Annotated in this window: 23 protein-coding genes; 13 read left to right on the forward strand and 10 right to left on the reverse strand. The window is 68.8% G+C overall.

Annotation, left to right across the window (positions count from 1 at the left end; all coding sequences use genetic code 11):
* Positions 1-44 precede the first annotated feature (44 nt).
* Positions 45-2,597, forward strand: a complete 2,553-nt coding sequence (gene clpB / locus MUG78_RS07970) for an ATP-dependent chaperone ClpB (RefSeq protein WP_246993704.1) — start codon at positions 45-47, stop codon at positions 2,595-2,597.
* Positions 2,598-2,693: 96 nt separating this feature from the next.
* Here the strand turns inward: clpB and MUG78_RS07975 are convergent, their stop codons facing one another.
* Entirely contained in the window at positions 2,694-3,299 is a 606-nt protein-coding gene (locus MUG78_RS07975) for an NAD(P)H-dependent oxidoreductase (protein WP_246993705.1), read from the reverse strand.
* Between the two features lie 94 nt (positions 3,300-3,393).
* Here MUG78_RS07975 and MUG78_RS07980 point away from each other — a divergent pair, with 94 nt between their 5' ends.
* A complete protein-coding gene (locus MUG78_RS07980; RefSeq protein WP_246993706.1) occupies positions 3,394-3,771 on the forward strand; it encodes a PPOX class F420-dependent oxidoreductase in 378 nt (125 codons plus the stop codon).
* 17 nt (positions 3,772-3,788) lie between these two features.
* Here the strand turns inward: MUG78_RS07980 and MUG78_RS07985 are convergent, their stop codons facing one another.
* On the reverse strand, positions 3,789-4,991 hold the full coding sequence (locus MUG78_RS07985; RefSeq protein ID WP_246993707.1) for a M20 family metallopeptidase: 1,203 nt from the start codon (positions 4,989-4,991) through the stop codon (positions 3,789-3,791).
* 79 nt (positions 4,992-5,070) lie between these two features.
* Here MUG78_RS07985 and MUG78_RS07990 point away from each other — a divergent pair, with 79 nt between their 5' ends.
* Genes MUG78_RS07990 through MUG78_RS08000 form a run of 3 tightly spaced genes read left to right on the forward strand, consistent with a single transcriptional unit; the run spans position 5,071 to position 7,415 of the window.
* Positions 5,071-6,096 (forward strand): TtfA family protein, encoded by a 1,026-nt coding sequence (locus tag MUG78_RS07990; protein ID WP_246993708.1) that lies wholly within the window; start codon positions 5,071-5,073, stop codon positions 6,094-6,096.
* 37 nt (positions 6,097-6,133) lie between these two features.
* Positions 6,134-6,691, forward strand: coding sequence for an orotate phosphoribosyltransferase (pyrE, locus tag MUG78_RS07995; protein ID WP_246993709.1), 558 nt, complete (start codon positions 6,134-6,136; stop codon positions 6,689-6,691).
* 16 nt (positions 6,692-6,707) lie between these two features.
* Positions 6,708-7,415, forward strand: a complete 708-nt coding sequence (locus MUG78_RS08000; protein ID WP_246993710.1) for a TrmH family RNA methyltransferase — start codon at positions 6,708-6,710, stop codon at positions 7,413-7,415.
* Between the two features lie 135 nt (positions 7,416-7,550).
* On the opposite strand, the gene MUG78_RS08005 is transcribed toward MUG78_RS08000, so the two are convergent.
* The 4 genes from MUG78_RS08005 to MUG78_RS08020 form a co-directional block, all read right to left on the reverse strand.
* Positions 7,551-8,231 (reverse strand): DUF305 domain-containing protein, encoded by a 681-nt coding sequence (locus MUG78_RS08005; protein WP_246993711.1) that lies wholly within the window; start codon positions 8,229-8,231, stop codon positions 7,551-7,553.
* A gap of 125 nt (positions 8,232-8,356) precedes the next feature.
* Complete coding sequence (locus tag MUG78_RS08010) at positions 8,357-9,610, reverse strand: IS256 family transposase (RefSeq protein ID WP_246996919.1); 1,254 nt, start codon at positions 9,608-9,610, stop codon at positions 8,357-8,359.
* A gap of 140 nt (positions 9,611-9,750) precedes the next feature.
* Entirely contained in the window at positions 9,751-11,241 is a 1,491-nt protein-coding gene (locus MUG78_RS08015) for an LVIVD repeat-containing protein (protein ID WP_372493162.1), read from the reverse strand.
* A 194-nt stretch (positions 11,242-11,435) separates the two neighbouring features.
* Positions 11,436-12,071, reverse strand: coding sequence for a TetR/AcrR family transcriptional regulator (locus MUG78_RS08020; protein ID WP_246993712.1), 636 nt, complete (start codon positions 12,069-12,071; stop codon positions 11,436-11,438).
* Positions 12,072-12,234: 163 nt separating this feature from the next.
* Here MUG78_RS08020 and MUG78_RS08025 point away from each other — a divergent pair, with 163 nt between their 5' ends.
* Both MUG78_RS08025 and MUG78_RS08030 read left to right on the forward strand, forming a co-directional pair.
* The gene (locus tag MUG78_RS08025; RefSeq protein WP_246993713.1) at positions 12,235-13,845 is read left to right on the forward strand and encodes a GMC oxidoreductase; all 1,611 of its coding nucleotides are present in this window, start codon (positions 12,235-12,237) and stop codon (positions 13,843-13,845) included.
* A 61-nt stretch (positions 13,846-13,906) separates the two neighbouring features.
* Positions 13,907-15,391, forward strand: a complete 1,485-nt coding sequence (locus MUG78_RS08030) for an alanine/glycine:cation symporter family protein (protein ID WP_246993714.1) — start codon at positions 13,907-13,909, stop codon at positions 15,389-15,391.
* 21 nt (positions 15,392-15,412) lie between these two features.
* Here the strand turns inward: MUG78_RS08030 and MUG78_RS08035 are convergent, their stop codons facing one another.
* Positions 15,413-15,994, reverse strand: a complete 582-nt coding sequence (locus MUG78_RS08035; protein WP_246993715.1) for a TetR/AcrR family transcriptional regulator — start codon at positions 15,992-15,994, stop codon at positions 15,413-15,415.
* A 97-nt stretch (positions 15,995-16,091) separates the two neighbouring features.
* On the opposite strand from MUG78_RS08035, the gene MUG78_RS08040 reads away from it, so the two are divergent.
* The 3 genes from MUG78_RS08040 to MUG78_RS08050 are packed head-to-tail and all read left to right on the forward strand — an operon-like array spanning position 16,092 to position 18,900.
* Positions 16,092-17,234 (forward strand): acyl-CoA dehydrogenase family protein, encoded by a 1,143-nt coding sequence (locus MUG78_RS08040; protein WP_246993716.1) that lies wholly within the window; start codon positions 16,092-16,094, stop codon positions 17,232-17,234.
* A 42-nt stretch (positions 17,235-17,276) separates the two neighbouring features.
* Positions 17,277-18,038 carry an SDR family NAD(P)-dependent oxidoreductase gene (locus MUG78_RS08045; protein WP_246993717.1) on the forward strand — a complete coding sequence of 254 codons (762 nt, stop codon included), beginning with the start codon at positions 17,277-17,279 and terminating at the stop codon, positions 18,036-18,038.
* 10 nt (positions 18,039-18,048) lie between these two features.
* The gene (locus MUG78_RS08050) at positions 18,049-18,900 is read left to right on the forward strand and encodes an SDR family oxidoreductase (RefSeq protein WP_246993718.1); all 852 of its coding nucleotides are present in this window, start codon (positions 18,049-18,051) and stop codon (positions 18,898-18,900) included.
* A 91-nt stretch (positions 18,901-18,991) separates the two neighbouring features.
* Here the strand turns inward: MUG78_RS08050 and MUG78_RS08055 are convergent, their stop codons facing one another.
* Together MUG78_RS08055 and MUG78_RS08060 are read right to left on the reverse strand one after the other, a co-directional pair.
* The gene (locus MUG78_RS08055) at positions 18,992-19,735 is read right to left on the reverse strand and encodes a DedA family protein (RefSeq protein ID WP_246993719.1); all 744 of its coding nucleotides are present in this window, start codon (positions 19,733-19,735) and stop codon (positions 18,992-18,994) included.
* 94 nt (positions 19,736-19,829) lie between these two features.
* Positions 19,830-20,831 carry a DUF368 domain-containing protein gene (locus tag MUG78_RS08060; protein ID WP_246993720.1) on the reverse strand — a complete coding sequence of 334 codons (1,002 nt, stop codon included), beginning with the start codon at positions 20,829-20,831 and terminating at the stop codon, positions 19,830-19,832.
* Between the two features lie 169 nt (positions 20,832-21,000).
* Here MUG78_RS08060 and fbaA point away from each other — a divergent pair, with 169 nt between their 5' ends.
* Positions 21,001-22,035 (forward strand): class II fructose-bisphosphate aldolase, encoded by a 1,035-nt coding sequence (gene fbaA, locus MUG78_RS08065; protein WP_246993721.1) that lies wholly within the window; start codon positions 21,001-21,003, stop codon positions 22,033-22,035.
* 103 nt (positions 22,036-22,138) lie between these two features.
* On the opposite strand, the gene MUG78_RS08070 is transcribed toward fbaA, so the two are convergent.
* Positions 22,139-23,437, reverse strand: a complete 1,299-nt coding sequence (locus MUG78_RS08070; protein WP_246993722.1) for an Rv0361 family membrane protein — start codon at positions 23,435-23,437, stop codon at positions 22,139-22,141.
* 124 nt (positions 23,438-23,561) lie between these two features.
* Here MUG78_RS08070 and MUG78_RS08075 point away from each other — a divergent pair, with 124 nt between their 5' ends.
* Positions 23,562-24,014 carry a DUF3151 domain-containing protein gene (locus MUG78_RS08075; protein ID WP_246993723.1) on the forward strand — a complete coding sequence of 151 codons (453 nt, stop codon included), beginning with the start codon at positions 23,562-23,564 and terminating at the stop codon, positions 24,012-24,014.
* A gap of 13 nt (positions 24,015-24,027) precedes the next feature.
* Positions 24,028-25,176, forward strand: a complete 1,149-nt coding sequence (locus MUG78_RS08080) for an FUSC family protein (protein ID WP_246993724.1) — start codon at positions 24,028-24,030, stop codon at positions 25,174-25,176.
* Positions 25,177-25,198 lie beyond the last annotated feature (22 nt).

Genomic DNA, 25,198 nt, shown 5'->3' on the forward strand with positions numbered 1-25,198 from the left:
CAGGCTTCGGGGAAGACTTGAACCGCTGAAGAAAGGCGAACCTCGTGGACAGCTTCACCCCGACCACCAAGACGCAGGCTGCGCTGCAGGCTGCCGTTCAAGACGCCGCCGCCGCGGGTAATTCCGATGTGCGTCCGGCCCACATCCTCGTCGCACTGCTGGAGCAGGCCGACGGCATCGCCACCCCGCTGCTCAAGGCGGTCGGGGTGGACCCCAAGCATGTCCTGACCGAGGCCAAGAACCTCGTCGGTCGTGCGCCCGTCGTGTCGTCGAGCAGCGCGCAGCCGCAACTGAGCCGCGAGTCGATCGCCGCCATCACCGCGGCGCAGAACCTCGCGACCGAACTCAACGACGAGTACGTCTCCACCGAACACCTCATGGTCGGCCTGGCCACCGGCGAATCCGACGCGGCCAAGCTGCTGCAGGGCGTCGGCGCGGGCCCCGAGGCGCTGCGCGAAGCCTTCCAGGCCGTCCGCGGCACGGCCCGCGTGACCAGCGAGAACCCGGAGGACACCTACCAGTCGCTGGAGAAGTACTCCACCGACCTCACCAAGCGTGCCCGTGCGGGCGAGCTGGACCCGGTGATCGGCCGCGACAGCGAGATCCGTCGCGTGGTGCAGGTGCTGAGCCGTCGTACCAAGAACAACCCGGTCCTCATCGGCGAGCCCGGCGTCGGCAAGACGGCGATCGTCGAAGGCCTGGCGCAGCGCGTCGTCGAAGGCGATGTGCCCGAGTCGCTGCGCAACAAGACCGTCGTCTCCCTGGATTTGGGTGCGATGGTGGCCGGCGCCAAGTACCGCGGTGAGTTCGAGGAACGACTCAAGGCCGTCCTCGACGAGATCAAGGCCGCCGACGGCCAGATCATCACCTTCATCGACGAGCTGCACACCATCGTCGGCGCCGGCGCGACCGGCGACTCGGCGATGGACGCCGGCAACATGATCAAGCCGTTGCTCGCCCGCGGCGAGCTGCGCCTGGTCGGCGCGACGACGCTGGAGGAGTACCGCCAGTACATCGAGAAGGACGCCGCCCTGGAGCGACGCTTCCAGCAGGTGTACGTCGGCGAGCCCTCGGTGGAGGACACCATCGGCATCCTGCGCGGCCTCAAGGAGCGCTACGAAGTGCACCACGGCGTGCGCATCACCGACTCCGCACTGGTCGCCGCGGCCAGCCTGTCCGACCGCTACATCACCTCCCGGTTCCTGCCCGACAAGGCGATCGACCTGGTCGACGAGGCGGCCTCGCGCCTGCGCATGGAGATCGACTCCCGGCCCATCGCGATCGACGAGATCGAGCGCATGGTCCGTCGTCTGGAAGTGGAAGAGCTCGCCCTGGAGAAGGAGAGCGACGCCGCGTCCAAGGACCGGCTCGACAAGCTCCGCGCCGAGCTCGCCGACCAGCGCGAGAAGCTCAACGAGCTGACCGCCCGCTGGCAGGCCGAGAAGGGTTCGCTCGACGCCGTCCGCGACGTCAAGGAAGAGCTGGAGAACCTGCGCGGGGAGGCCGATCGCGCCGAGCGCGACGGTGACCTGGGCAAGGCCGCTGAACTCCGGTATGGGCGTATCCCGGCGCTGGAGAAGGAGCTCGACGCGGCGATCGAAAAGGTCGGCGGCGACGCTTCCGGTGACGTGATGTTGCAGGAAGAGGTCGGTCCCGACGACGTCGCCGAGGTGGTCTCGGCGTGGACGGGCGTGCCCGCGGGCAAGATGCTCGAGGGCGAGACCGAGAAGCTGCTCCGCATGGAGAGCCACATCGGTCAGCGCGTGATCGGCCAGGAAGAGGCCATCGTCGCGGTGTCCGACGCGGTGCGTCGTGCCCGGGCCGGCGTCGCCGACCCGAACCGGCCCACCGGCTCGTTCCTGTTCCTCGGACCGACGGGCACGGGTAAGACCGAGCTCGCCAAGTCGCTCGCCGAGTTCCTGTTCGACGACGAGCACGCGATCATCCGGATCGACATGAGCGAGTACGGCGAGAAGCACAGCGTCGCACGACTCGTCGGCGCGCCTCCCGGCTACGTCGGGTACGAGGCCGGCGGGCAGCTGACCGAGGCCGTGCGTCGTCGTCCGTACTCGGTGGTGCTCTTCGACGAAGTGGAGAAGGCCCACCCGGACGTCTTCGACGTGCTGCTGCAGGTGCTCGACGAAGGTCGTCTCACCGACGGCCAGGGTCGCACGGTGGACTTCCGCAACACCATTCTCATCCTGACGTCCAACCTGGGCGCCGGCGGGGACCGCGATCAGGTGATGGCGGCGGTGCGTGCGGCGTTCAAGCCGGAGTTCATCAACCGGCTCGACGACGTGCTGATCTTCGAGGCGCTCAGCCCGAAGCAGTTGGTGGCGATCGTCGACATCCAGCTGAAGAACCTGGCCGACCGTCTGGCGCAGCGTCGACTCACGCTCGACGTGACCGACGACGCCAAGGAATGGCTCGGCGAGCGCGGTTACGACCCGCTCTACGGCGCCCGTCCACTGCGTCGCCTGGTGCAGCAGGCCATCGGCGACAAGCTCGCCAAGGCGCTGCTGGCCGGTGAGATCCGCGACGGCGACACGGTGCACGTGGACGTCGACCCGGCGACGGACTCGCTCACGGTCGGCTGACCGTCGACAATTCTGCAGCCCGCAGGAAAACCGCCCCGCTCCGAGAATCTCGGAGCGGGGCGGTTTGTGTTCGTCGGCTAGCGCGGGCAGGCGGCGTCAGTCGCTCGCACCGTCGCGGCCGCGCAGCGGAGCGACGGCCCGGGTGACGGCGGCGAAACGGCCCAGGTGCTCGTTGAGCACCTCGCGGGCGATCGCCGGGTCCGGGATCTGGCCGTGGCTGAGCACGAAACTCAGGCCGTACGGGTTGCCGTCGAGCTTGTTCATCGTGGCGCTGGCCGTGCTCGGCGGGACCAGGATGCAGCCCCAGGAGGCGCCGACCGCGTTCAGGTCGTCCACCACCCGTTCCTGACCGGAATGGGCGAAGGCCGCGGTGGCCATCGCGGTGAAGGTCTTGTTGAAGTAGTGGCCCGCGACGGCGGCGTCGTGGTGTTCGTCGATGAACGCCTTGATCGACGCCGACAGCAGCCCGGTGTGCGACGGCGAGGTGAAGACGAAACCGTCGGCCCACGCGAGATCGTCGGCGTCGGCGAGCGGCTGGTTCTGTGCCGCCGGCTGCACGTCCCTGGGCAGCGCCACCTCCCGGACGCGGCGGATCCGGACTTCGGCGCCGGCGTCGGTCAGCGCGGATTGGGCCAAGGCGCCCAACGACGAGTTGGCGCCGAAGAGGCTGGAGAAGACGATGAGAATGCGCGGGGTGCTCACGCCTCGATAGTAGGCCGGTCGGGCCCGACCGCGGGGCGAGTGCGCCGGGTTGCGGCACCGGAGACCCGGCGCGGCCTCGACTAGCCTGAGGGCCATGACCGCGACCGTCGCCGAGATCGCTCGAGCCCAGTACGTGATGTTCACGACCTACCGCAAGGACGGGACGCCGGTGGCGTCGCCGCTGTGGGCCGCCCCGGACGGCGATCAGCTGGTGCTCTGGACCGTGACCGATTCCTGGAAGGTGAAGCGGTTGCGGCACAACAACAACGTGCTGGTGCAGGCCTGCGATGCGCGCGGGAAGAAGACCTTCGGTCCGGTGGTGGCCGGCGTCGGTGAGGTGATCGACCGGGCCACGGCAGCCCGTCTCATCGAGCGCAAGTACGGCCTGGCCGGCCGGTTGACCATCCTCGGGTCGCGGTTGCGGCGCGGAGCGTCGGGCACCGTCGGGATCCGGGTGTCCGACGTCGTCTGAGTGACTGCCGGTCAGGATCAGCCGAGCATGCTGACGGCGGCGCGGACGTAGGCGCGCGCGGCGGTGGCGAGCTCGGTGAGCGAGACCGACTCGTCGGGCTGGTGGGCCTGGCCGTTGATGTCGCCCGGTCCCATCACCACGGTCGGCACGCCGAGGTCGCGGCTGATGAAGCCGCCGTCGCAGGCCGCGGTCCAGCCGCCGACCGAGGTGCTCGCACCGCTGTCGGTGACGGCCGCGGTCACCGCGCGCACGAGGGGATGATCCTCGTCGGTCGCGAAGCCCGGCATCTCCATGGTGGGGCGCAGGGTCACGGTGATGCCGTCGGTGTCGATCCCGGCGCCGCTGATCGCGTCGCCCAGGTCCTGGGCGATCACCTCGATCGACTCGCCCGGCATCAGGCGTCGGTCGACGCCGAGGTAGCAGTTGGGCGCCACCACCGAGATACCCTGCCCGCCGTCGATCACGCCGACGTTCCAGGTGCCGAAGCCGAGTAGGGGATCGGACTGGGCGGCCATGGCGGCCTGGTCGGTCATGATCAGATCGATCACCGCGGCGGCGGCCTCGATGGCGCTGCGTCCGTCGGAGGGGCGGCCCGAGTGGGCGGCCCGGCCGGTGATCTCGATGTCCAGGTACGACGCTCCGCGGCACCCGCGGACCACCTGCAGGCTGGTCGGTTCGGCGACGATGGCGCCGAGGAACTCCAGCGGCGGGGGCTCGGCGACGAACCGGCGGACGCCGGTGCCGTGCTCCTCCTCGTCCACGGTCGCCAACAAGTGCACCGGGCCGGACAGTGCGATCCCGAACTCGCCGGCGCGGGACAGCGCCGACATCGCCGCGACGGCGGCGGCCAGGCCGCCCTTCATGTCGGTGGTTCCGCGCCCGATCAACAGGTCGCCGTCGCGCCGGACGACGAACGGGTCGCCGGTCCAGTCGGGGCCGGCCGGAACCACGTCCGAGTGACCCAGCAGGAGAAGACCGGGGCCGGAACCCGCCGCGGTCATGCTCGCCAGCACATTCGGGCGGTCGGGGGCGGCCTCGGTGAGACTCACCGCGAATCCGGCGGTGCGGCAGGCGTCGGCCAGCACGGCCGCGGCAGCGGCCTCGGTGCCGCCCGGGTTCACGCTGGGCGTCTCGACCAAGGTGCTGGTCAGAGCTTCGATCAGGGCGACGTCGACCGTCTGGGCGAGGGCATCGACTGCGGCCGCAGAAGGCGTTTTCATCGTCGTCCTTTCATCAGTTCCGGCAGGAGGAGTCGAGTCGTCCTCCGGTGCGTGAGCGTTCGATAGTAGGCTAAGCCCGATGACCACCGTCTATTTCGTGATTGCGGCCCTCGCGCTGATCGGCGCAGGCGTGCTGCTCTGGTTGGACCATAACCGGTCCCAGCAGGTGCATCACCAGCGTGCAGTGTGGGGCCAGAAGCATTCCTTCAAGTTCCGTGACGCCGACAGCAAGCTGCTGACGGCGTTCCACCGTGCCGCCATGGACGTGCCCGACCACGTGCAGGTGCGCGACGTGGCCTACGGCCTCTACGCCGGCGCCGAGGCAGTCGTCTTCGACCTCGCCGAGACCGCGACCGTGGTCGCCGTGCGACGCCCGGAGGCGTCGTCGGTGTCCGTCGACCTGCGGTACGAGGACGTGCTCGCGCCCGCCGAGGGCGACCTCGACCTGCTGGGGGCGATGGGTTCGCGCGTGATGTTCGCGAGCAACCTCGACGCGGCCCGACGGATCTGCGACCGCCGCATGGTGGCACTGGCCACCGAGGCGCCGTCGTACCTGGAGATCTTCTGGAACGAGGGCAATTGGGCGCTCGGCTCCATGCCGCTCACCACCGACGACGAGCGGCTCGACGTCGCACTCGACACGGTGCGCCGCTTCGCCGACCTGCTGCGCGTGCTGCCGCCCGCGGTGGATCCGCAGGATGCGCCGGCCCCGCGCGACCCGCACGGTCCGATCAGCGACGAGCTGGCCGACGAGAAGACCGATGCGCTGCGCGACAAGCAGGGGCGCGGTCGTCGTCGCCTCGATGACGACGACGATGCCGACGGTCCGCTCCCCGCCGCTCCCTACAGCGCGCCGACCGGCGGACCCCGCCCGTCGCCGCTGGACGCCACGCCCCGCCCGCGTCGTCACGTCGAGGAGTCCGACGACTACTACGACGCCCCGCGTCCGTCGCGCCCGGCACCCCAGCAGCGCCCCGCGCACGAGGCGCAGTCGTACGAGCGTCCCGCTCCGCAGCGTCCGGCGCCGATGCGCCAGCGACCCACCCGCGATCGGCTCGATCCGCCGGATCTGCCGCCGCGCGGCGACACGCATCCGCTCGACTGATTCCGACTGAACCCTGACCCTGGGAGACCTGCACGCCATGGCCGCTTCACCTGCTCTCGACGAGACCGCGCGTCAGCGTTTGGCCGAACTGGTCACCGAACTGGCGGTGGTCCACGGTCGGGTGACCCTGTCGTCCGGCAAAGAGGCCGACTACTACGTCGACCTGCGTCGAGCCACTCTGCACCACGAGGCGAGCCGCCTGATCGGCGCCCTGATGCGTGAGCTGACCGCGGACTGGGACTTCGACGCCGTGGGCGGTCTGACCCTGGGTGCGGATCCGGTGGCGACGTCGATCATGCACGCCGACGGCCGACCGATCGACACCTTCGTGGTCCGCAAGGCGGTCAAGGAACACGGCATGCAGCGCCGTATCGAGGGCCCGGACATCGCGGGCAAGCGCGTCCTCGTGGTGGAGGACACCTCCACCACCGGCGCCTCCCCGGCCAATGCCGTTCTCGCCGCGCGGGAAGCCGGTGCCGAGGTGATCGGTGTGGCCACCGTCGTGGACCGGGCGACCGGCGCCGACGACGTGATCCGCGCGCAGGGCGTGCCGTACCGCTCGCTGCTCGGGCTGGCCGACCTCGGCCTGGCCTGAGCCGAGCCGCGCGTCGTTGACCGACCAGTCAGAGGTGACCGCGCCGACCGGGGATGCCGCGTCGGAGGCCGGCCCCACCGAATGGCACAGCGGCATCGGTGCGCCGGTGGGCGTGGGACCGTGGCTCGACGAGCGCGGGGCGCCGCTGCCCGACGATCCCCGCTACGACCCGGAACTTCTCGCCGAGGGCGACCGCCGCAACGTGGTCGACGCCTACCGCTACTGGACGCGCGAGGCCATCGTCGCCGACCTCGATACCCGGCGGCACCGCCTGCACGTGGCGATCGAGAACTGGGGCCACGACGCGAACATCGGCACCGTGGTGCGCACCGCGAACGCCTTCCTCGCCGGGGGTGTGCACATCGTCGGACGACGACGCTGGAACCGCCGCGGCGCCATGGTGACCGACCGCTATCAGCACCTGTACCACCACGACGACGTCGCCGGGCTGATCGCCTGGGCGCGCGAGCACGGGCTCACCGTGGTGGCCGTCGACAACACCCCCGGCTCGGTCCGCCTCGAGGAGACCGAACTGCCGGAGAACTGCCTGCTGCTGTTCGGGCAGGAGGGGCCCGGCGTGACCGACGAGGCGAGTTCGGCTGCGGCGCTGACAGTGTCGATCGCACAGTTCGGGTCCACCCGCAGCATCAACGCCGGCGTGGCCGCGGGCATCGTGATGCACGCGTGGATCTCCCGGCACGCCGACCTCGGCGAGGCCTGGTAGCCCGACCGTCTGCCGCACCGCCGCCCGCCGCTGGTAGGCCCGTGTCGCGACCCTGTTGCCGAGTCGCCGTGCGGGCTCCGACCTCGACGCGGGATCAGGGTCGCGACACGGGATAGCGAGCGGACGCGGCGGGGGTCAGGAGTGGATGCCGTGCTCGTTCAGCATCACGCCGATCAGTGCCGTCTCCTTGCTCTGGGTGGAGACCATGCCGGCGGCCAGTTGTGCGACGAGCCCGTTCGGCGAGCGCGCGGTGAGGTCCTGCGCCATCGCGATGCCGCCGTAGTGGTGAGCCTGCATGAGCTTCAGGAACTGGTCTTCGGCGGCGCGCGCGGGCAGGGTGCCGAGTGCGGCCAACTCGTCGGGAGTAGCCATGCCCGGCATCTCGTGGGCACCGGTGGCCTCGCCGTGCTGTCCCGCAGCGTGCGGCTCAGCAACGGCGCCGTAGCGCGTCATCGAGTTCATCGGCGTGGGATTGGCCAACGGCTCATCCTGCATGCGCAGCCACCCGGACATGGTGCCCATCTCGAACTGCTGGGTCACCGCGATCTGCCTGCCGAGCGTGCGGACGGCGTCATCGACGCCGGGACGGTCGATCAGTTTGCCCATCGCGACCGCCTGCTGGTGATGGCCGAGCATGTCCTGCAGGAACCCGACCTCCACGGCGCTGAGCGATGGCGGCGCCGAGCCGACGGGCCCCGCATCGTCGATCATCAAGGGCCGCAACAGGAATCCGGCGATCGCGGCGAAGACCGCGAGTGTGGAGATCGCCAGTCCGAGCACCAGTCGGTGTCTGAGGTGGGTCGACGGTGCGGTCATGAGCCGACGTGCGACTGCTGGTCGGCAGGCGGGGTGTAGACGTCGTTGGGATAGTGCCCCTTGGGGTGGTGGACTTCGGATCGGGCGTAGAGTCACGCGTTCTGATCAACGAGTCGTTGTGAACGCTATGCGATTTGGGCTTGCGCGTCCATGAGTGCGGCGGCCTTGTCCTTCTCGGCGAGGACCTCGCGTAGCTCGTCCATGGAGACCTCGGACATGTATCTGCGGGTGACTTGCCATTCGTCGTGTGCGTCGATCACGACGGCGGTCGCGAGTCGGAGGAACGCGGCGGGGTTCGGGAAGATCTCCACGACGTCGGCGCGTCGTTTGATTTCCTTGTTCAGTCGCTCGATCGGGTTGTTCGACCAGATTTTCTGCCAGTGCGGCTTCGGGAACGCTGAGAATGCCAGCACGTCGGTTTTCGCGTCCCGCATCATCGCTGCCGCCTTGGGGAACGGCCCGTCGAAGGTGTTGGCGACTTGATCCCATTGCGCGGCAACATCTTTCGCTTCGGTGTGAGCGAAGATGGTCCGCACTCCGGCGGTAACGACGGGCTGCTGTTTCGCCGCGACCGCTCCGTGCAGGTTCCTCATGAAATGGACGCGGCACCGTTGCCACGTGGCACCCGTAAACTGTTGTGCCACAGCGGTTTTCAATCCTGCATGGGCGTCAGAGATGACCAGATGCACCCCGTGCAGCCCACGGGCCTTCAAGCTTGCCAGGAACTCGCGCCAGAACTCGTACGATTCGCTCTGCCCGACAGCGGTACCCAGGACCTCGCGGGTGCCGGTGATCGACACGCCGGTAGCCACTATCAGCGCCTGGGAGACCACGTGCGCGCCGACACGGACCTTGCAGAACGTGGCGTCGCAGAACACATACGGGAACTCGGTGTGGGTCAGTGAACGCTCCCGGAACTCGGCGATCTCAGCGTCGAGACCTGCACAGATCCGGGATACCTCACTCTTGGAGACCCCGGAGTCCACGCCCATGGCCCGCACCAGATCGTCGACACTGCGGGTCGAGATACCCTGCACGTAGGCCTCCATGATCACCGCGTAGAGGGCCTTGTCGATCCGGCGGCGTCGTTCCAGCAGGACCGGGAAGAACGACCCAGCCCGCAGCTTGGGAATCTTCACCCGCACATCACCGGCCGGCGTCGAGATCGTCTTGGGTCGATGCCCGTTGCGGACCGTCGTTCGGTCCGCCGAGCGCTCGTAACGGCCGGCGCCGATCGCCGCTGTCGCCTCGGCCTCGATCAGGGCCTGCAAGCCGGCCCGCAGGATCTCCGGGAGCACTCCGGCAAGACCGAGTTCATCGGATCGGAGTGTGCCGAGTTCAGTCAGTTGCTCGAGCAGGGCAGAATGGTCGTGGGTCATCGCGTGATTGCCTTTCAGTTGAGTCACTTGTGAGGTAACTCACTGATCATCACGCGATGGCCCACCCCAACGGCGACACCAAGCTCTCCGGCGTGTCCACCGCCCTCAGCGAGCCACCAAACCCCACCACTCCAGGGGACTCACCCGTCGTTGGTGAGTTGCAGGACCTGGAATCCGCTGTCCGAGCAGCCGACGTAGAGCTTGTCCCCGCGCCACTCCGGCGGCGAGAAACACCAGTCGGTGGACAGGTCGCCGATCACGCGGCCCAAGCGGTTGCTGCGGGCTTGGCGCGGATCGAACTGTCCTTGACGCAGTGATTCCAGAATGCCGCTGCTGGAGATGAACGGGACACCGATCACCGAGGCGAGGGTGTGGGCGGAGTTCAGCAGCTCGAGCTGCCGCCCGGTCTGTGCGGGTGGATTGAAGTAGGCGATCTCCTTGACGCGCTTGGGGTTTCGGACATCGAAGACCCGGACGCCGGACGAGGTCCATCCGCAGGCGAGCGCGGTCGGGTTCACCGGGCGATCAGCGGCGCAGTAGTGGGACTCGTAGGCGAACAGCCCGCCGCCGGAGCTGGAAGCGAGGGCGCGGTCCCGGTGCTGGGGAAGGTTGATCTCCAGCTTCAGCTCGTTCACCACCTTCGGCTTCCGTGCATCGTCGACGTCGACCAGCTTCACGCCGCCGGATCCGCCCTCGAGGACGGTGAACAGGTAGTCGTGGTCGTCGTAGGTCACCGGAATGCTGTGCTGGGTCAGTGCGCCGCTGGTCCAGTCGACCTGCGACAGCTTCCGAATCTGCGGATTGCGATCGCGACGTTGGACGGCGCTGACGTCCCAGATACTCACTCCGCCGAAGTTGTGGGAGACGTACAGCGTGTTGCCGTCGGCGCTCACTCCGACACCGTGATTCTCGAGAGCGGTCAGCGCGTTGGCCAGTACCTTGGGGCGACTCGGATCGCTGAGATCTACGGCATTGATCATTCCGGGGCCGATGCCCATGGCCCAGTACGTCTTTCCGTCGGGGGAGAAGCCGCCCTCGTGTGCGGTGATCGCCAGCGGTGCCGACAGCGACCCGACGACGGGATTGAGCAGCTTCGGGCGGGCGCAGTCGCTGATGTCGTAGACGGCGAGGAGGCCGGCGCCGGTGAGGAACGGAACTCCGGCGCCGACGAGGAGCTTGCTGTTGCGATTGGCTTTGAGGCTCTCCCACGTGCCGGCTTGGAAGGCCGGGGCGCGCAGGGAGGCGGTCTTGCGCGGCGCTCGCGGGTTGCTCGCATCGATCACCGTCACGCCGCTGTTCTCCCCGACCATCGCGGTGGGGAACATGCTGCCGGTGTAGCCGCAGTTCTCGTAGCTGGTGGACGTGATGCCCGCGCCTTCGCCCTGGTAGGAGCCGAGGCGCTCGACGTTGCAGGAGTAGCCCTGCATGCTGCGCCCCGAGTCGCGGTCGGCGGCGGGGACGTCGCCCTGCAGGCCCCGCTCGGGTTGGGAGCCGGGGCCGCAGTCGGCCTTGGCAATGGGCAGCGGCGCCGCCGGTGCGGCCGCGACGGGCGCCATCGCGACCGTCGCAGTGAAGGCGGTGAGGAGCGCCAGCGAACGGCGCCGCGCACCTCTCGATGATGTTGGCAGCATGAACGACCCCGATCGTTGGAAGTGTGCCGTGGCAGTGGTGGACGGACTCAGTGGCGGCAGGCAATGACCATGCGATCGTGAATCACGTCACAAAGAGGCTGACACGCCTTCCATATCTCAGTCAAGTGACTCAAACTCATGTCGGGCGCAGGGTGCGCTCAGCGTGGCGAAAGGGATGAACCGGTGCGCGCCGTTCAGGTGGCGGGTGCCAGCCAGAGGCCGAGAAGGCCGTCGACCATGGCATCGGAGAACGCCTGCCACGACACCGTGTCGGGGGCGTCGGCTTCATTGCGGGAACGCTCGAAGTCGGCGTACGTCGCGATCAGGACGTTCTGCGTCATCAGGTTCCGTACCGTGACCGCTTCCTGCGGGAGTGCGGGAAGGGCCTGGTAGAAACCCTCGAGGATCTGTAGGAGCGACGGTGAATCCGCCGCGGCCTTGTAGAGGATTCCGGTGTTCGCCGGGTCGACGGCCATCTGTGCGCAGAGGGTGGCGAAATGGGTGTGCCGGGACGCGGTGCCGATGTACTCCAACTGGGGTTGGACCAGGCAGCGGAGCCAGTCGCGGACCTCGGTGATGTAGCCGAGGTCGTCGACCATGCGCTGGCGGATGTGTTCGATCGGCTCATTGTGTGATCGCAGGAGTGCTTCGAGCAGGCCTTCGCGGGAGCCGAAGTGGTAGCTCACGGCGTAGTTGTTGCCTTGGCCTGCGGCTTCGCAGATCTGACGGTTGGAGACGGCGGTCAGGCCGCGCTCGGCGAAGAGGTCTTCGGCGGCGGTGAGCAGCAGGTGCCGAGTCTGCGTGGCTTGCGCGCCGGGTTCACCGCTCATGGGCCCATGATGCCCCACGGTGCTCGTGGGGCCGTAAGACGGCGTCCGCAGGCGTCCTTGGTCGGCATTCCGTCGGCCCCGCCCGTGGTCACAAGTAAGGCAACTGACTGAGAATGTCGCCGCGTCAGGGTCGACCTGACGCGCATTGGAATGGAGACGACGCATGACTGCAGAACCCCGCACCGCACTGAGCCGCCGTGGATTCCTCGCGGGTGCCGCGGGCGTGCTCGCCGGAGCCGCCGGCCTGTCGGCGACCGCCCAAGCCGGGCCCGTCGCCGCACGGCCCGGACGGGTCCGGCTCACCCGCGAAGACCATCGCGTGGTGGTGGTCGGCTCGGGTTTCGGTGGCGGCGTGGCCGCGCTCCGGTTGACCCAGGCCGGGGTGCCGGTGCTGTTGCTCGAACGCGGCCGCGAGTGGCGCACCGGGCCCAACGCCCAGACCTTCCCCAACCCGACCAGTCCGGACGAGCGGATGCTCTGGCATCGCAGCGCGGCGCAACTGTTCGGCCGTCCGCTGGAGGTGGCGCCGTACGTCGGTCTCGTCGACACCGTGGTCGGCGACAACATCACCGCGTTGGCGCCGGCCGGGCTGGGCGGCGGATCGCTTGTCTACCAAGGGATGTCGCTGCAGCCGTCGCGTGACGTCTTCGAAGAGCACCTGCCGGCGGCGCTGGACTGGTCGCGACTGGACGCCGTGCACTATCCGCGGGTGGCGCGGATGTTGAAGTTGGCCGTCGCTCCGGATCGGCTGGTCCGTGCGCCGGAGTATCGCGCGGCGCGGGCCTTCGCCGCCCACGCGCGCCGGGCCGGTCGGCCGGTGTCCAAGATCCCGATGCCGATCGACTGGAACTATGCGCTCGCCGAACTGCGCGGGGAGATGCGACCGTCGTACACCGACGGGTCCGGTGCGATGGGGGTGAACAACGGCGGCAAGCACAGCGTGGACGTCACCTACCTCAAGCAGGCGCGGGCCACCGGCCGGCTCACGGTGGCGACCCTGCACGAGGTACGCGACGTGGCACGCACGCCCGATGGGCGCTGGCGCGTGCACGTCGACCGCACCGATCTGCGCGGCCGGGTGGTGGAACGCAAGATCCTGACCGCGGGCACGCTCATCATGGCCGCGGGCAGCGTGCACACGACACGACTTCTGGTGCGCGCCAAGGCCACCGGCGCCATTCCCGACCTGCCCGACGAGGTCGGTCGGGGCTGGGGGACCAACGCCGACCGGATCTACACGTGGACGTCGCCGACCGCCGACTTCGGCGCCACGCAGGGCGGGCCGGTGGTCTACGGCAGCCGCAACTGGTCGGACCCGAAGACCGCGCACACGGTGATCCAGGCATCCATCCCGTCGATCGGCGCCGACCTGCATACGACGATGATGGTGGGCTTCGGCGTCAGTGCCGATCGCGGCCGCTTCGTCTACGACTCGGCGCGCGACGACGCCGTCTTGCGTTGGCCGGCCGGCGGGGACCGGAAGATCCAGTGGGGCCACATCCACCCGACGGCCACCGCGATCGCCGGCCCGGGCGCCGTGCTCGGCGACACCAACGGCGTGGTCAACTCCACCTGGCACGCGCTCGGCGGGGCCTGCATGGAGACGGTGTGCGACCTCAGCGGACGGGTGCACGGTCAGCGCGGGCTGTACGTGGTCGACGGTGCTCTCATCCCGGGCAACACCGCCGCGTGCAATCCGTCGATGACCATCGCCGCGGTGGCCGAGCGCGCACTCGACGACCTCGTCGCCAACGATGTGGGCCGCGTGATCTGATCCGGCGCTCCGCAGCGAGCCTGCGACGGGCGGGGGTCGGCGTCGGACTTACACTTCCCGAATGGACGTTCTCGACAACGCCGTCGTCTGGTTCAACGAGTGGTACGCGTACGTACTCATCGTGCTGCTCGTGGGTGCCGGACTCTGGTGGGGCGCGCGCACCCGCGTCGCGCTGCTCCGGATGGTGCCCGCGATGTTCCGCGCGATCAGCGAGCCGACACCGAAGACCAAGGAGGGCGCCGCGCAGATCTCGGCCTTCCGCGCCTTCTGCATCTCGGCCGCCTCCCGCGTGGGCACCGGCAACGTTGTCGGCGTGGCCGTCGCCATCACGGTCGGCGGACCCGGCGCGGTGTTCTGGATGTGGGTACTGGCGATCGTCGGCGGCGCGACCGCCTTCGTCGAGTCGACGCTCGGGCAGCTGTACAAGGTGCGCGACGGCGCCGACTACCGCGGCGGCCCCGCCTACTACCTGAAGCGGGGCATCAAGAACCGTCGACTCGGGCTGGTGATGTCGGTGCTGTTCGCCCTGGCCATCACCTTCACCTACGGCCTCGTCTTCAACGCGGTGCAATCCAACTCCATCACCTCGGCGGTCGACCTCGCGCTCGGCGCCGACGCGGCCTGGGTGCCGTACGTGGTCGGGGCGTTGCTGGCGACGCTCACCGCCCTGGTGATCTTCGGCGGCGTGCATCGGATCTCCGGCGTCTCGCAGGTGCTGGTGCCGGTGATGGCGGTCCTCTACATCTCCCTGGCCCTGTTCGTGGTGCTGATGAATCTGACAGCCGTGCCCGGCGTGATCGGCGACATCGTCACGTCGGCCTTCGGTATCCGAGAGTTCGTCGGCGGAGGATTGTGGGCGGCCATCATGCAGGGCATGCGCCGCGGACTGTTCTCCAATGAGGCAGGCATGGGCTCCACGCCGAACGCCGCGGCGACCGCGGCCGTCTCGCACCCGGCCAAGCAGGGCCTGGTCCAGACCCTGGGCGTGTACTTCGACACCCTGATCGTCTGCTCGGCGACGGCCTTCATCATCCTGCTGTCCGACCCCGACTACGGGAGCGACCTGGAGGGCGTCCAACTCACCCAGACCGCGCTCGCGCACCACGTCGGTTCGTGGGCCGGTCCGCTGCTCGCGGTGATCCTGTTCTTCCTGGCCTTCAGTTCGGTGATCGGCAACTACTACTACGGCGAGACCAACATCGCCTACCTCACGCCGCGTCGCTGGGTGCTCAACTCGTTCCGCTTGGTGGTCATCGGGTTCGTATTCTTCGGCGCGATCGCCAAGGTGTCGCTGGTCTGGAACCTCGCCGACGTCTTCTCCTCGCTGATGGCGACGGTGAACATCGTCGGCCTGTTCCTGATCGGCGGCGTCGCGGTGGTGCTCTTGCGGCACTTCTCCGCGCAGCGGGCGGCCGGCCTCGACCCGGTGTTCCATCGCGACGACATTCCCGGGCTGACCGGCGTGGAGTGCTGGGACGGTACGGACCCGGAGACCGTGCGGGATCCGTCTCCGCAGCCGGTTCCGATGCCGACCCCGCGGGGGTGATTCCGCCGGTCGGCCGCGCCCCTACTTGCGGAGACCGCTGGTCAGCAGTGCGGCCAGCTCACGGTAGGCGCTGGCGTCGTCGAGACCGGTGCTGGCCCGGACCCCGCGTTGCTGGATCCGGGTCAGCATGGTCGCCACGAGGTCGGCGGCGAAGGCGGCGTTAACGCCGCGGAAGTCGCCGTCGGCCACTCCCGCGTCGATCATGCCGCGCACCCGGTCGGCGGCCATCCGGGTGTTCTGTTCGTAGATTTCGCGGGCCGGGGCGAAGGCGTCGAGATCGGCCATGAACTGGTCCGACGCCGGGGCCAGCGTGGCGCCGATGGCTTCGAGGAAGCTGATGATCCCCTCGCGGGCACCGGTCACGCCGGCGGTGCGGACCTCGATGTCGGCCACCGCGCGACGGAAGAAGTGGACGGTGGCCGAGCGCACGAGATGGGCCTTGCTGTCGGCCAGCGTGTACAGCGTCGACTTGGAGCAGCGCAGGCGCGCGGCGATCTCGTCGAGCGTCAGATGGGCGAAGCCCTCAGACAGAAACAGGTCGACCATCCCGTCGAAGAGCTCCTCGCGGCGACGCGTGGCGAACTCGGGTGCGGGGGTGCTCATGCGTCAAATAGTACTAGTGAACCTCTTGCAGTACTACTTGCGAAGCAGTACTGTTCGATCAGATTCAGTACTGTCTGTGCTTTCTAGGAGATGTCCCATGCCGGTCGACCGCCTGCTTCCTTCGGATGAGGCCCACGCCCTCATCGAGCTCACCCGCGACATCGCCGACAAGGTGCTCGATCCCATCGTCGACCAGCACGAGAAGGCCGAGACCTATCCGGAAGGCGTGTTCGCCACGCTCGGCGAGGCCGGTCTGCTCGGCCTCCCGTACTCGGAGGAGTACGGCGGCGGCGACCAGCCGTACGAGGTGTACCTGCAGGTCCTCGAAGAGATCGGCGCCCGCTGGGCGGCGGTCGGCGTCGCGATGAGCGTGCACGTGCTGTCGTGCTTCCCGCTCGCCACCTATGGCACCGAGGAGCAGAAGGCCCAGTGGCTGCCCGGCATGCTCGGCGGTGAGGCCATCGGCGCCTACAGCCTGTCCGAACCCGACGCCGGCTCGGATGCGGCGGCGCTGCAGTGCCGTGCCACGCGGGTCGACGACGAGTACCGCATCAACGGCACCAAGGCGTGGATCACGCACGGCGGGATCGCCGACGCCTACAACCTCTTCGCCCGCACCGGTGAAGGCTCCAAGGGCATCTCGTGCTTCCTGGTCCCCGGCGACACCGCGGGCCTGAGCTTCGGCAAGCCCGAGGAGAAGATGGGTCTGGCCGCCGTGCCCACCACGTCGGCCACCTACGAGGATGCCCTCGTGCCCGCCGACCGTCGTCTCGGGGCCGAGGGGCAGGGTCTCCAAATCGCCTTCAGTGCACTGGATTCCGGCCGTCTCGGCATCGCGGCGGTGGCCACCGGTATCGCGCAGGCCGCGCTCGACGCCGCCGTCGCCTATGCCAAGGAGCGCGAGACCTTCGGCAAGGCCATCATCGAGCACCAGGGCCTGGGTTTCTTCCTCGCCGATATGGCCGCGGCCGTCGACTCCGCGCGCGCCACCTACCTCGATGCGGCGCGACGCCGGGACCGCGGCCTGCCGTACTCGCGCCAGGCCTCGGTGGCCAAGCTCGTCGCCACCGACACCGCGATGAAGGTGACCACCGACGCCGTGCAGGTCTTCGGCGGCAATGGCTACACCCGCGACTTCCGCGTCGAACGTTTCATGCGCGAAGCGAAGATCACCCAGATCTTCGAGGGCACCAACCAGATCCAGCGTCTGGTGATCGCCCGCGGCCTCGCCGCGCTCTGACCACTCACCCCAACCATCCGCTCGTCCAAGAAGGAACAATCTGTGAAGTTGACTGACTCCGTCGCCCTCGTCACCGGTGCCGCCTCCGGTCTCGGCAACGCCACCGCCCGGGCACTCTACGAATCCGGCGCAGCCGTGGTGCTCGTGGACCTCCCGAACTCCGACGGCGCCGCCGCGGCCGCTGCCCTCGGCGAGCGCGCGGTCTTCGTCCCCGCCGACGTGACCTCCGAGACCGACGTGGCCGCCGCCGTCGCCGCCGCCACCGAGCTGGGCTCGCTGCGCGTCGTGGTGAACTGTGCCGGCGTCGGCACCCCGGGCAAGGTCCTGGGCCGCGGCGGCCCGCTGCCGCTGGAGACCTTCGAGCGCGTCGTCGCGATCAACCTGGTCGGCACGTTCAACGTGATCCGCCTGGCGGCCGCCGCCATGGTCGGCAACGAGCCGGTCGACGGCGACCGCGGCGTGATCGTCAACACCGCCTCGGTCGCGGCCTTCGACGGCCAGATCGGCCAGCCCGCCTACGCCGCGTCCAAGGGCGCGGTGGCCGCGATGACGCTGCCGATCGCCCGCGAACTCGCCTCCTCGGCGATCCGCGTGATGACCATCGCGCCGGGCATCTTCGAGACCCCGATGCTGGCCGGTCTGCCCGAAGCCGCGCAGGCTTCGCTGGGCCAGCAGGTGCCGCACCCGTCGCGCCTGGGCAAGGCCGTCGAGTACGCCGCGCTGGTGGTGCACATCGTCGAGAACGGCATGCTCAACGGCGAGACGATCCGTCTCGACGGCGCCATCCGCATGGCACCGAAGTAGGGGGCGCGCCATGACTGACACGAACTCCCGTCCGCTCGCCGGACGCACCCTGATCATGTCCGGCGGCAGCCGCGGTATCGGCGAAGCGATCGCGCTCAAGGCCGCTGCGGCCGGCGCGAACATCGCCCTCATCGCCAAGACCGCCGAGCCGCATCCCAAGCTGCCCGGCACCATCTTCACCGCGGCCGCCGCGATCGAGGAAGCCGGCGGGCAGGCCCTGCCGATCGTCGGCGACATCCGCGACGACGAGCAGGTGGCCGCGGCCGTCGCGCAGACCGTCGACCGCTTCGGCGGCATCGACATCGTGGTGAACAACGCCAGCGCGCTGGACATCACCCGCACCGAAGACCTCGGCATGAAGAAGTACGACCTCATGCAGGACATCAACGCGCGCGGGTCGTTCCTGCTGTCCAAGCTGGCGATCGAGCACCTGCGCAAGTCCGACAACGCGCACATCGTGACGCTGTCGCCGCCGCTGAATCTGGACCCGAAGTGGTTCGACGAGATCGGCACCGGCTACACCATCTCGAAGTTCTCGATGTCGTTGGTGACGCTCGGTTTGGCGCAGGAACTGCGGGCCGACGGCGTCGCGGTGAACTCGCTGTGGCCGCGCACCACCATCGCCACCGCCGCGGTGCAGAACATTCTCGGCGAGAACTTGATCTCGGCGAGCCGGACCCCGGAGATCATGGCCGACGCCGCGCTGGCGATCCTGACGCGTCCGGCGGGCGGCCCGACCGGGCAGTTCTACATCGACGACGAGGTGCTGACCGCGGCCGGTGTCACCGACCTGGCGAAGTACCAGGTGGGCCCCGGACCGGTCGACGAGCTGGAACTCGACTTCTGGATGGAACGCGCCTAGCAGCACCCAGCAAGAACACCGCCCGCAACGCTGGTCAGCGTTGCGGGCGGTGTTCTTGCTGTTGGTGGCCGTGTCGCGGCGGCCCAGCCGGTCAGGCCTCGGGGCGCTGGCTCCGGTGCGCGGGCGGGTCGATCGGCTCGTCGAAGTCGACCGGCGTCTCGACGATCGGCGCGCGGCTGGCGCGCCAGCGCTTGAAGACCTCGTAGAAGATCGGCATCACCGAGATCAGCACGATGATGATGAAGATGAAGTCCACGTTGTCGGCGATGAACTGGATCTGGCCGAGGAAGTAGCCCAGCAGCGTGACGCCGCAGCCCCACAGCACAGCGCCGACGATGTTGTAGGTGAGGAAGATCGAGTACCGCATGCGAGCGGCACCGGCGACCAGCGGTGCGTAGGTGCGGACGATCGGCACGAAACGGGCCAGCACGATGGTGATCGGACCGTGCTTCTCGAAGAACTCGTGCGCCTCGATGATGTAGGCCTCTTTGAGGAACTTGTTGCCCGGTTTGAACAGCGAATAGCCAAGCTTGTTGCCGATGAAATAGCCCACCTGATCGCCGAGGAAGGCGGCGATCGGAATCGTCACCAGCAGCACCCACAGTGGCGCGAACGGCTCGACCTCGGCCGATTTCGCCGCCACGATCAGACCCGCGGTGAACAGGAGGGAGTCGCCGGGCAACAGGGGGAACAGCAGTCCTGACTCGATGAAGACCACGAGCAGCAGGCCACCCAGAATCCATCCGCCGAACGAGTTCAGCAGGTTCACCGGGTCGAGGAAGCTGGGCAGCAGGGCCAGTTCCGTGGTGGTTTGAGCGAGGACGGTTTCGATCACGAACGGAAAGGATACCCGGCGGTGCCTGGCAAACCCCTGAGCGCCAGGTCACGACCTCAGCAGAAGAGGCCCGGGAGTTCCGGTTCCTGGAGTGTCAGGCCCCGGCCGCGTCGACGCTGTACTGCTTGCGCTGGAAGTAGGCGACGATGGCGACCAGCCCGGCGCCCACCGCGAACAGGCCGAGCGCCATCGGCCAGTCGTCGCCCGCGGCCTGCAGGCCGCCGTTGTCGTCCTGCCACGGCCAGAGTGCGCGCAGCGAACCGGTCATCAGGCCGGCCGCGGCGACCATGGCGATGGTGTGGTGATGGGCCAGCACCCACTCGAGGGCGCGGACGAAGACGACGAGACCGAAGATCGCGCCCAGCGCGAACACGGCGAGGTAGGCGAAGTCCAGGTTGTCGACGGCGTTCATGGTGGCGGCGTACAGGCCCACCACCAGCAGCACGAAGGAGCCGGAGACGCCGGGCAGCACCAGGGCGCAGATCGCGACAGCGGCCACCACGAAAACCAGGGGCAGCGCGGGATCGGTGATCTCCGAGCGGGGCAGCGACGTGAGCACGCCCACGGCGGCGGCGGCGCCGACGAACCAGGCCACCGCGCTCCAGCGCGAGGACGTGGTCGACAGCGAACCGGGGGTGATCTCTAGGAACGGGATCACCACCGACATCGCGATCATGCCCATGAACAGGGCCTTGGAGGCGACGGGCTGATCGGTGACGAACGACTCCATGAGCCCGGCGATGGAGAAGACCACCAGAGCCATGCCGATCGCCACCGGGATCAGCAGTCGCCAGTCCACCTGGCGCGCGGCGGTCTTCCAGTCGCCGCGGGTCAGCAGGGCCTTGCCGACGTCGGTCAGGTGTTTGGCGGCGGCGATCAGCCGACTGTAGATGCCGGTGACCAGGGCGATGGTGCCGCCGGAGACACCGGGGATGGTCTCGGCGATGCCGATGAGCGCCCCGCGGATCAGGTTGGCGATGAATTCGCCGGGGGACTGGCGGGTCCCAAGAGGTTCGGAACCAGAAGGTTCGGACGCAGCAGCTGCGGTCGCGGCGGGTTCGTCCGACGTCGTCGGTGGGGGCGTTGCATCGATCACGAGGCCCCAGGTTACCGCTGATTTCGGCCGAAGCGGACCCTGCGGCCTGCCTGATCGCTGTGAGATTGGTGGCCTTCCCGGGGGCATGACTCATCGCGCAGGGGTTACCGGCATACTAGAGGGCGACAAGAAACGCCTGAATGCGGCCCATATTCGTTGGAGGATTCTGATGCCCATCGCAACGCCCGAGCAGTACATCGAGATGATCGCTAAGGCCAAGGAGGGCGGTTACGCCTACCCGGCCATCAACTGCACTTCTTCGGAGACCGTCAACGCCGCGATCAAGGGCTTCGCCGACGCGGGCAGCGACGGCATCATCCAGTTCTCCACCGGCGGTGCCGAGTTCGGCTCCGGTCTCGGGGTGAAGGACATGGTCACCGGTGCCGTGGCGCTCGCCGAGTTCGCGCACGTGATCGCCGCCAAGTACGACATCACTGTCGCGCTGCACACCGACCACTGCCCCAAGGACAAGCTCGACACCTTCGTGCGTCCGCTGATGGCCATCTCGCAGGAGCGCGTCGACAACGGCCAGAACCCGCTGTTCCAGTCGCACATGTGGGACGGCTCGGCCGTGCCGATCGACGAGAACCTCGAGATCGCCAAGGAACTGCTGGAGCTCAGCAACAAGGCCAACATCATCCTCGAGGTGGAGATCGGCGTCGTCGGCGGCGAAGAGGACGGCGTCGAAGCCGAGATCAACGACAAGCTGTACACCTCGATCGAGGACTTCGAGAAGACCGTCGACGCCCTCGGCGTCGGTGAGAAGGGCCAGTACATGCTGGCCGCAACCTTCGGCAACGTGCACGGCGTCTACAAGCCGGGCAACGTGAAGCTGAAGCCGTCGGTTCTCAAGGATGGCCAGAACGCCGCGGTCGCCAAGCTCGGCCTGGAGCCGGGCAGTCAGCCCTTCGACTTCGTCTTCCACGGCGGTTCGGGCTCGTCGACCGAGGACATCGAGGAGTCGCTGAGCTACGGCGTCATCAAGATGAACGTCGACACCGACACCCAGTACGCGTTCACCCGCCCGGTGGCCGGCCACATGTTCAGCAACTACGACGGTGTGCTGAAGGTCGACGGCGAGGTGGGCAACAAGAAGGTCTACGACCCGCGCAGCTACCTGAAGAAGGCCGAAGCCGCCATGACCGAGCGCGTCATCGAGGCGTGCAACGACCTCAAGTCGGCGGGCAAGTCGATCAGCGCCTGATCATCCCGGCAGCATAAAAATCCCCCGTCCTTCTCGCGAAGGGCGGGGGATTGTCGTTTTGCTTTCGGCGGTGCCGGGGCAGCGCGGGCTGTGCCGACTGCGGCTACGGCTTGGCGCAGACCTTCCACTCACCGTTGACCTTGCTCAGCGTCACCTGCGCGGAGGTGGTGGTGTTGGGGTCGTCGGTGCTGTAGACGTCGACGCCGACGCGGGCGGTGTCACCGTCGATGGCGACCGCGTTGACGTCCTTGAAGAGCATCATCTGGTTGCGGCTCTTCTGCGACTCGTACGCCTGCGTGAACTCCTCCGGAGACATGTCGGCGTAGATCGCGTACTGCTCGCCGCAGGTGATGGCCTTCAGGGCCTCCAGGTCGCCGTCGGCCATCGCGGTCTGGTAGGTCTCGGCGGCATCGGCCACCTTGTCCTGCTCGGACTCGTTGAAGCCGAAGAACCAGATGAGCACAGCGGCCACGATGACCAGGGCCACGACGATCGCGGCCCACAGGCCCGCGCGGCCCTTCTTCGGCTCGTCGGTGGTGGCCGGGGCGATCACCTCCGGCTGATGCGCGGAGGTGGACCAGGCCTGCTCGGCGGGCTTGGTCTCGGCGGCTGCCGCGGCGGCGACGTCGTCGGGCACCGCGATCTGCTCGGTGGGTGCCGCGGCGTTGGCGGCGGCGCTGACAGCGGCGGCGTCGATGATCTCGGTCGCCGACTCGTCGGATGCGGCCTCGTCGGACGCGGCATCCGCGTCGGCTTCGGTCTCGCCGAGCTCGATCGGGTGCTCGACGATGGGCCCGCGCGGGTCGGCATCGGGATCGACCGACTCGACGTCGCGGCGGGCCGGGGTCTCGGCGCGCTCGCCGGTGCCGGGAATCGCGACGACGGTGGTCTCCCGCTCGTCGGTCGCCGGGTCGTCGGCGGGGGCCTCGTCGGCAGCTGCTTCGTCGGTGGTGGCTTCGTCGTCGGCCTCGTCGTCGGCGGGCGCCTCGTCGGCCGGGTCTTCCGTTGCGGGGGCCTCTTCTGCCGGGGCCTCTTCGGTCGCGTCGTCGGACTCCGGCTCGGCGGCCTCGTCCTCGGGGTCCTCGTCGCCGTCGACCTCGGGCAGCGGGGTCTCCTCGGTGTCCTGGCCGGCGGCAGCAGCGGCCGCGGCAGCAGCGGCCGCGGGAATGGCGAAGGCCTTGGTGGGCGACTCGGAGTCGCCGCCGCCGGGCGTCTGGCCCGGCTCGATCTTGATCACGCTGGTCTCGGCGGGCGCCGCGGCGTCGCCGTCCGCGCCTGTGTCGGGAGTGTCCGGGGTGTCCGTGGGTTCGGCAGCGGCCGGATCGGACTCGCCGGCGCGGCGGGCGCGGAAGGCGTCGACGACCTTCTGTACGGCGCTGTTCTTGTCGTTGTCCGGAGTCATGCTGCGTCGTTCCTACTTCTCAAGGGAGTCGGCGTGCCACGGGCGGCGACACAACGACGAGAGTAACGAATCCTCGGATCGCCGCGTCGGGCCGGGCGGGCCCGCGGAGTGATTGAATGGCGGGGTGACCTCATTCGGAGACCTCCTGGGACCCCCGCCGACGCTTTTGACCGGAGACGACGACGCCGAAAGCGATCTGCTCAACGGCGCCGACCCGGCCGCGGTAGCGGCCGAGTACCCGGCCGCCTCGATCGCTTGGGCCTATCTGGCCGAGGCTGCGCTCGACGGCCTCGCCGACGCCGACTCGTCGGCAGAGCCGGATCGTGCTCGTCAGATGGCCGGCTACGCCTATGCCCGGACCGGCTACCACCGCGGTCTGGATCAGCTTCGCCGCCACGGCTGGAAGGGCTACGGTCCGGTGCCGTGGAGCCATGAACCCAACCGCGGCTTCCTGCGCTGCGTCGGGTCGCTGGCGCGGGCTGCACAGATGATCGGTGAAGAAGACGAGTACCTGCGGTGCCTGGATCTGCTGAACGACAGCGATCCGCGGGCCATCGCCGAACTCGGCCTGGACTGACGGCACTCGTGTCATGACCGTCGATCGGATGCGGGCTACCCGCTCGCGCCTGATCGATCGGCTGCCGAAACCGGTGGCCAAGCGGGTGCGGCGCCTCGGGCTCTCCCTGGTGCCGATCCTGCAGTGCGCGATCGCCGGTGGTCTCGCCTGGTACATCGCCTTCGACCTGCTCCATCACCAGCGCCCGTTCTTCGCGCCGATCGCCGCCGTCGCCTCCCTCGGCCTGGTCTTGGCCAAGCGGTGGCGGCGCTCGATCGAACTGATCGCCGGGGTGCTCATCGGCATCGCCGTCGGCGATCTGGTGATCTCGGTGATCGGCTCCGGGCCGTGGCAGATCGGTGTCGTGGTGGTGGTGGCCATGTCGGCCGCGGTGCTGGTCGACGGCGCGCCGATGATGACCAACCAGGCCGGTGCCTCCGCGGTGCTGGTCGCCACGCTGCTCCCGCCCGGCGACGCCGCCGGCTACGAACGGGCCATCGACGCGATGGTCGGTGCCGGGGTGGCCCTGGCGATCGGCGCGTTGGTGCCGTTCAATCCGGCCCACCGTGCGCGCCGCGACGCGGCCGATCTGCTGGCGACGCTGCGTGACCTCTCCCGCGACCTGGGCCGCGCTCTCGCCGACGAGGACGAGGACGGTGTGTATCGGGTCCTGGCCCACGCGCGCACGACGCAGCATCAGATCGACTCAATGTTCGCCAATATGCGGGCCGGTCGCGAGGTGGGCTGGATCTCCCCGCTCTACTGGTTCGAACGGTCCCGGCTGGCGAAGATCGCCGCGACCGGTGAGCCGCTCGACAACGCCATGCGGGATTTTCGGATCTGTGCGCGTCGGGCGCTGGGCCTCACCCAGCGGGGTGTCGCGGTGGAACCGGCGGTGCTCAACCTGATCACCGCCCTTCCCGACGGCTTCGAAATCCTCCGTCGCCTGATGCTGGCCGAGCCGGGCGGCTCGCCGGATGCGGCCGATGCGGCCCGTGAACTGCGCACCATCGTGCGCCGGGCCCGCCCCGCGATCGACGACACCCGCAAGCTCATCGAGGCGGGCGGCGGCGATATCTCGGAGATGGCGCTGCTGGTGGAGTTGCGTTCCCTGCTGGTGGACATGCTGATGGTGGCCGGACTGAAGAGGGAGTCGGCGATCGCGCAGCTGCGTATCGGCTGATCCGCACGGGGGACTGAGGGGC

The sequence above is a fragment of the Gordonia alkaliphila genome, assembly GCF_023017165.1.
Lineage (GTDB): Bacteria > Actinomycetota > Actinomycetes > Mycobacteriales > Mycobacteriaceae > Gordonia > Gordonia alkaliphila.

Bases quoted from the DNA above. Each gene is read 5' to 3' on its own strand.
- MUG78_RS07980 (WP_246993706.1), top strand. From the start codon at position 3,394: ATGACCGCGACCGTCGCCGAGATCGCTCGAGCCCAGTACGTGATGTTC.
- MUG78_RS07985 (WP_246993707.1), bottom strand. From the start codon at position 4,991: ATGAAAACGCCTTCTGCGGCCGCAGTCGATGCCCTCGCCCAGACGGTC.
- MUG78_RS07990 (WP_246993708.1), top strand. From the start codon at position 5,071: ATGACCACCGTCTATTTCGTGATTGCGGCCCTCGCGCTGATCGGCGCA.
- pyrE (WP_246993709.1), top strand. From the start codon at position 6,134: ATGGCCGCTTCACCTGCTCTCGACGAGACCGCGCGTCAGCGTTTGGCC.
- MUG78_RS08005 (WP_246993711.1), bottom strand. From the start codon at position 8,231: ATGACCGCACCGTCGACCCACCTCAGACACCGACTGGTGCTCGGACTG.
- MUG78_RS08010 (WP_246996919.1), bottom strand. From the start codon at position 9,610: ATGACCCACGACCATTCTGCCCTGCTCGAGCAACTGACTGAACTCGGC.
- MUG78_RS08015 (WP_372493162.1), bottom strand. From the start codon at position 11,241: ATGCTGCCAACATCATCGAGAGGTGCGCGGCGCCGTTCGCTGGCGCTC.
- MUG78_RS08020 (WP_246993712.1), bottom strand. From the start codon at position 12,071: ATGAGCGGTGAACCCGGCGCGCAAGCCACGCAGACTCGGCACCTGCTG.
- MUG78_RS08025 (WP_246993713.1), top strand. From the start codon at position 12,235: ATGACTGCAGAACCCCGCACCGCACTGAGCCGCCGTGGATTCCTCGCG.
- MUG78_RS08030 (WP_246993714.1), top strand. From the start codon at position 13,907: ATGGACGTTCTCGACAACGCCGTCGTCTGGTTCAACGAGTGGTACGCG.
- MUG78_RS08035 (WP_246993715.1), bottom strand. From the start codon at position 15,994: ATGAGCACCCCCGCACCCGAGTTCGCCACGCGTCGCCGCGAGGAGCTC.
- MUG78_RS08040 (WP_246993716.1), top strand. From the start codon at position 16,092: ATGCCGGTCGACCGCCTGCTTCCTTCGGATGAGGCCCACGCCCTCATC.
- MUG78_RS08050 (WP_246993718.1), top strand. From the start codon at position 18,049: ATGACTGACACGAACTCCCGTCCGCTCGCCGGACGCACCCTGATCATG.
- fbaA (WP_246993721.1), top strand. From the start codon at position 21,001: ATGCCCATCGCAACGCCCGAGCAGTACATCGAGATGATCGCTAAGGCC.
- MUG78_RS08070 (WP_246993722.1), bottom strand. From the start codon at position 23,437: ATGACTCCGGACAACGACAAGAACAGCGCCGTACAGAAGGTCGTCGAC.
- MUG78_RS08080 (WP_246993724.1), top strand. From the start codon at position 24,028: ATGACCGTCGATCGGATGCGGGCTACCCGCTCGCGCCTGATCGATCGG.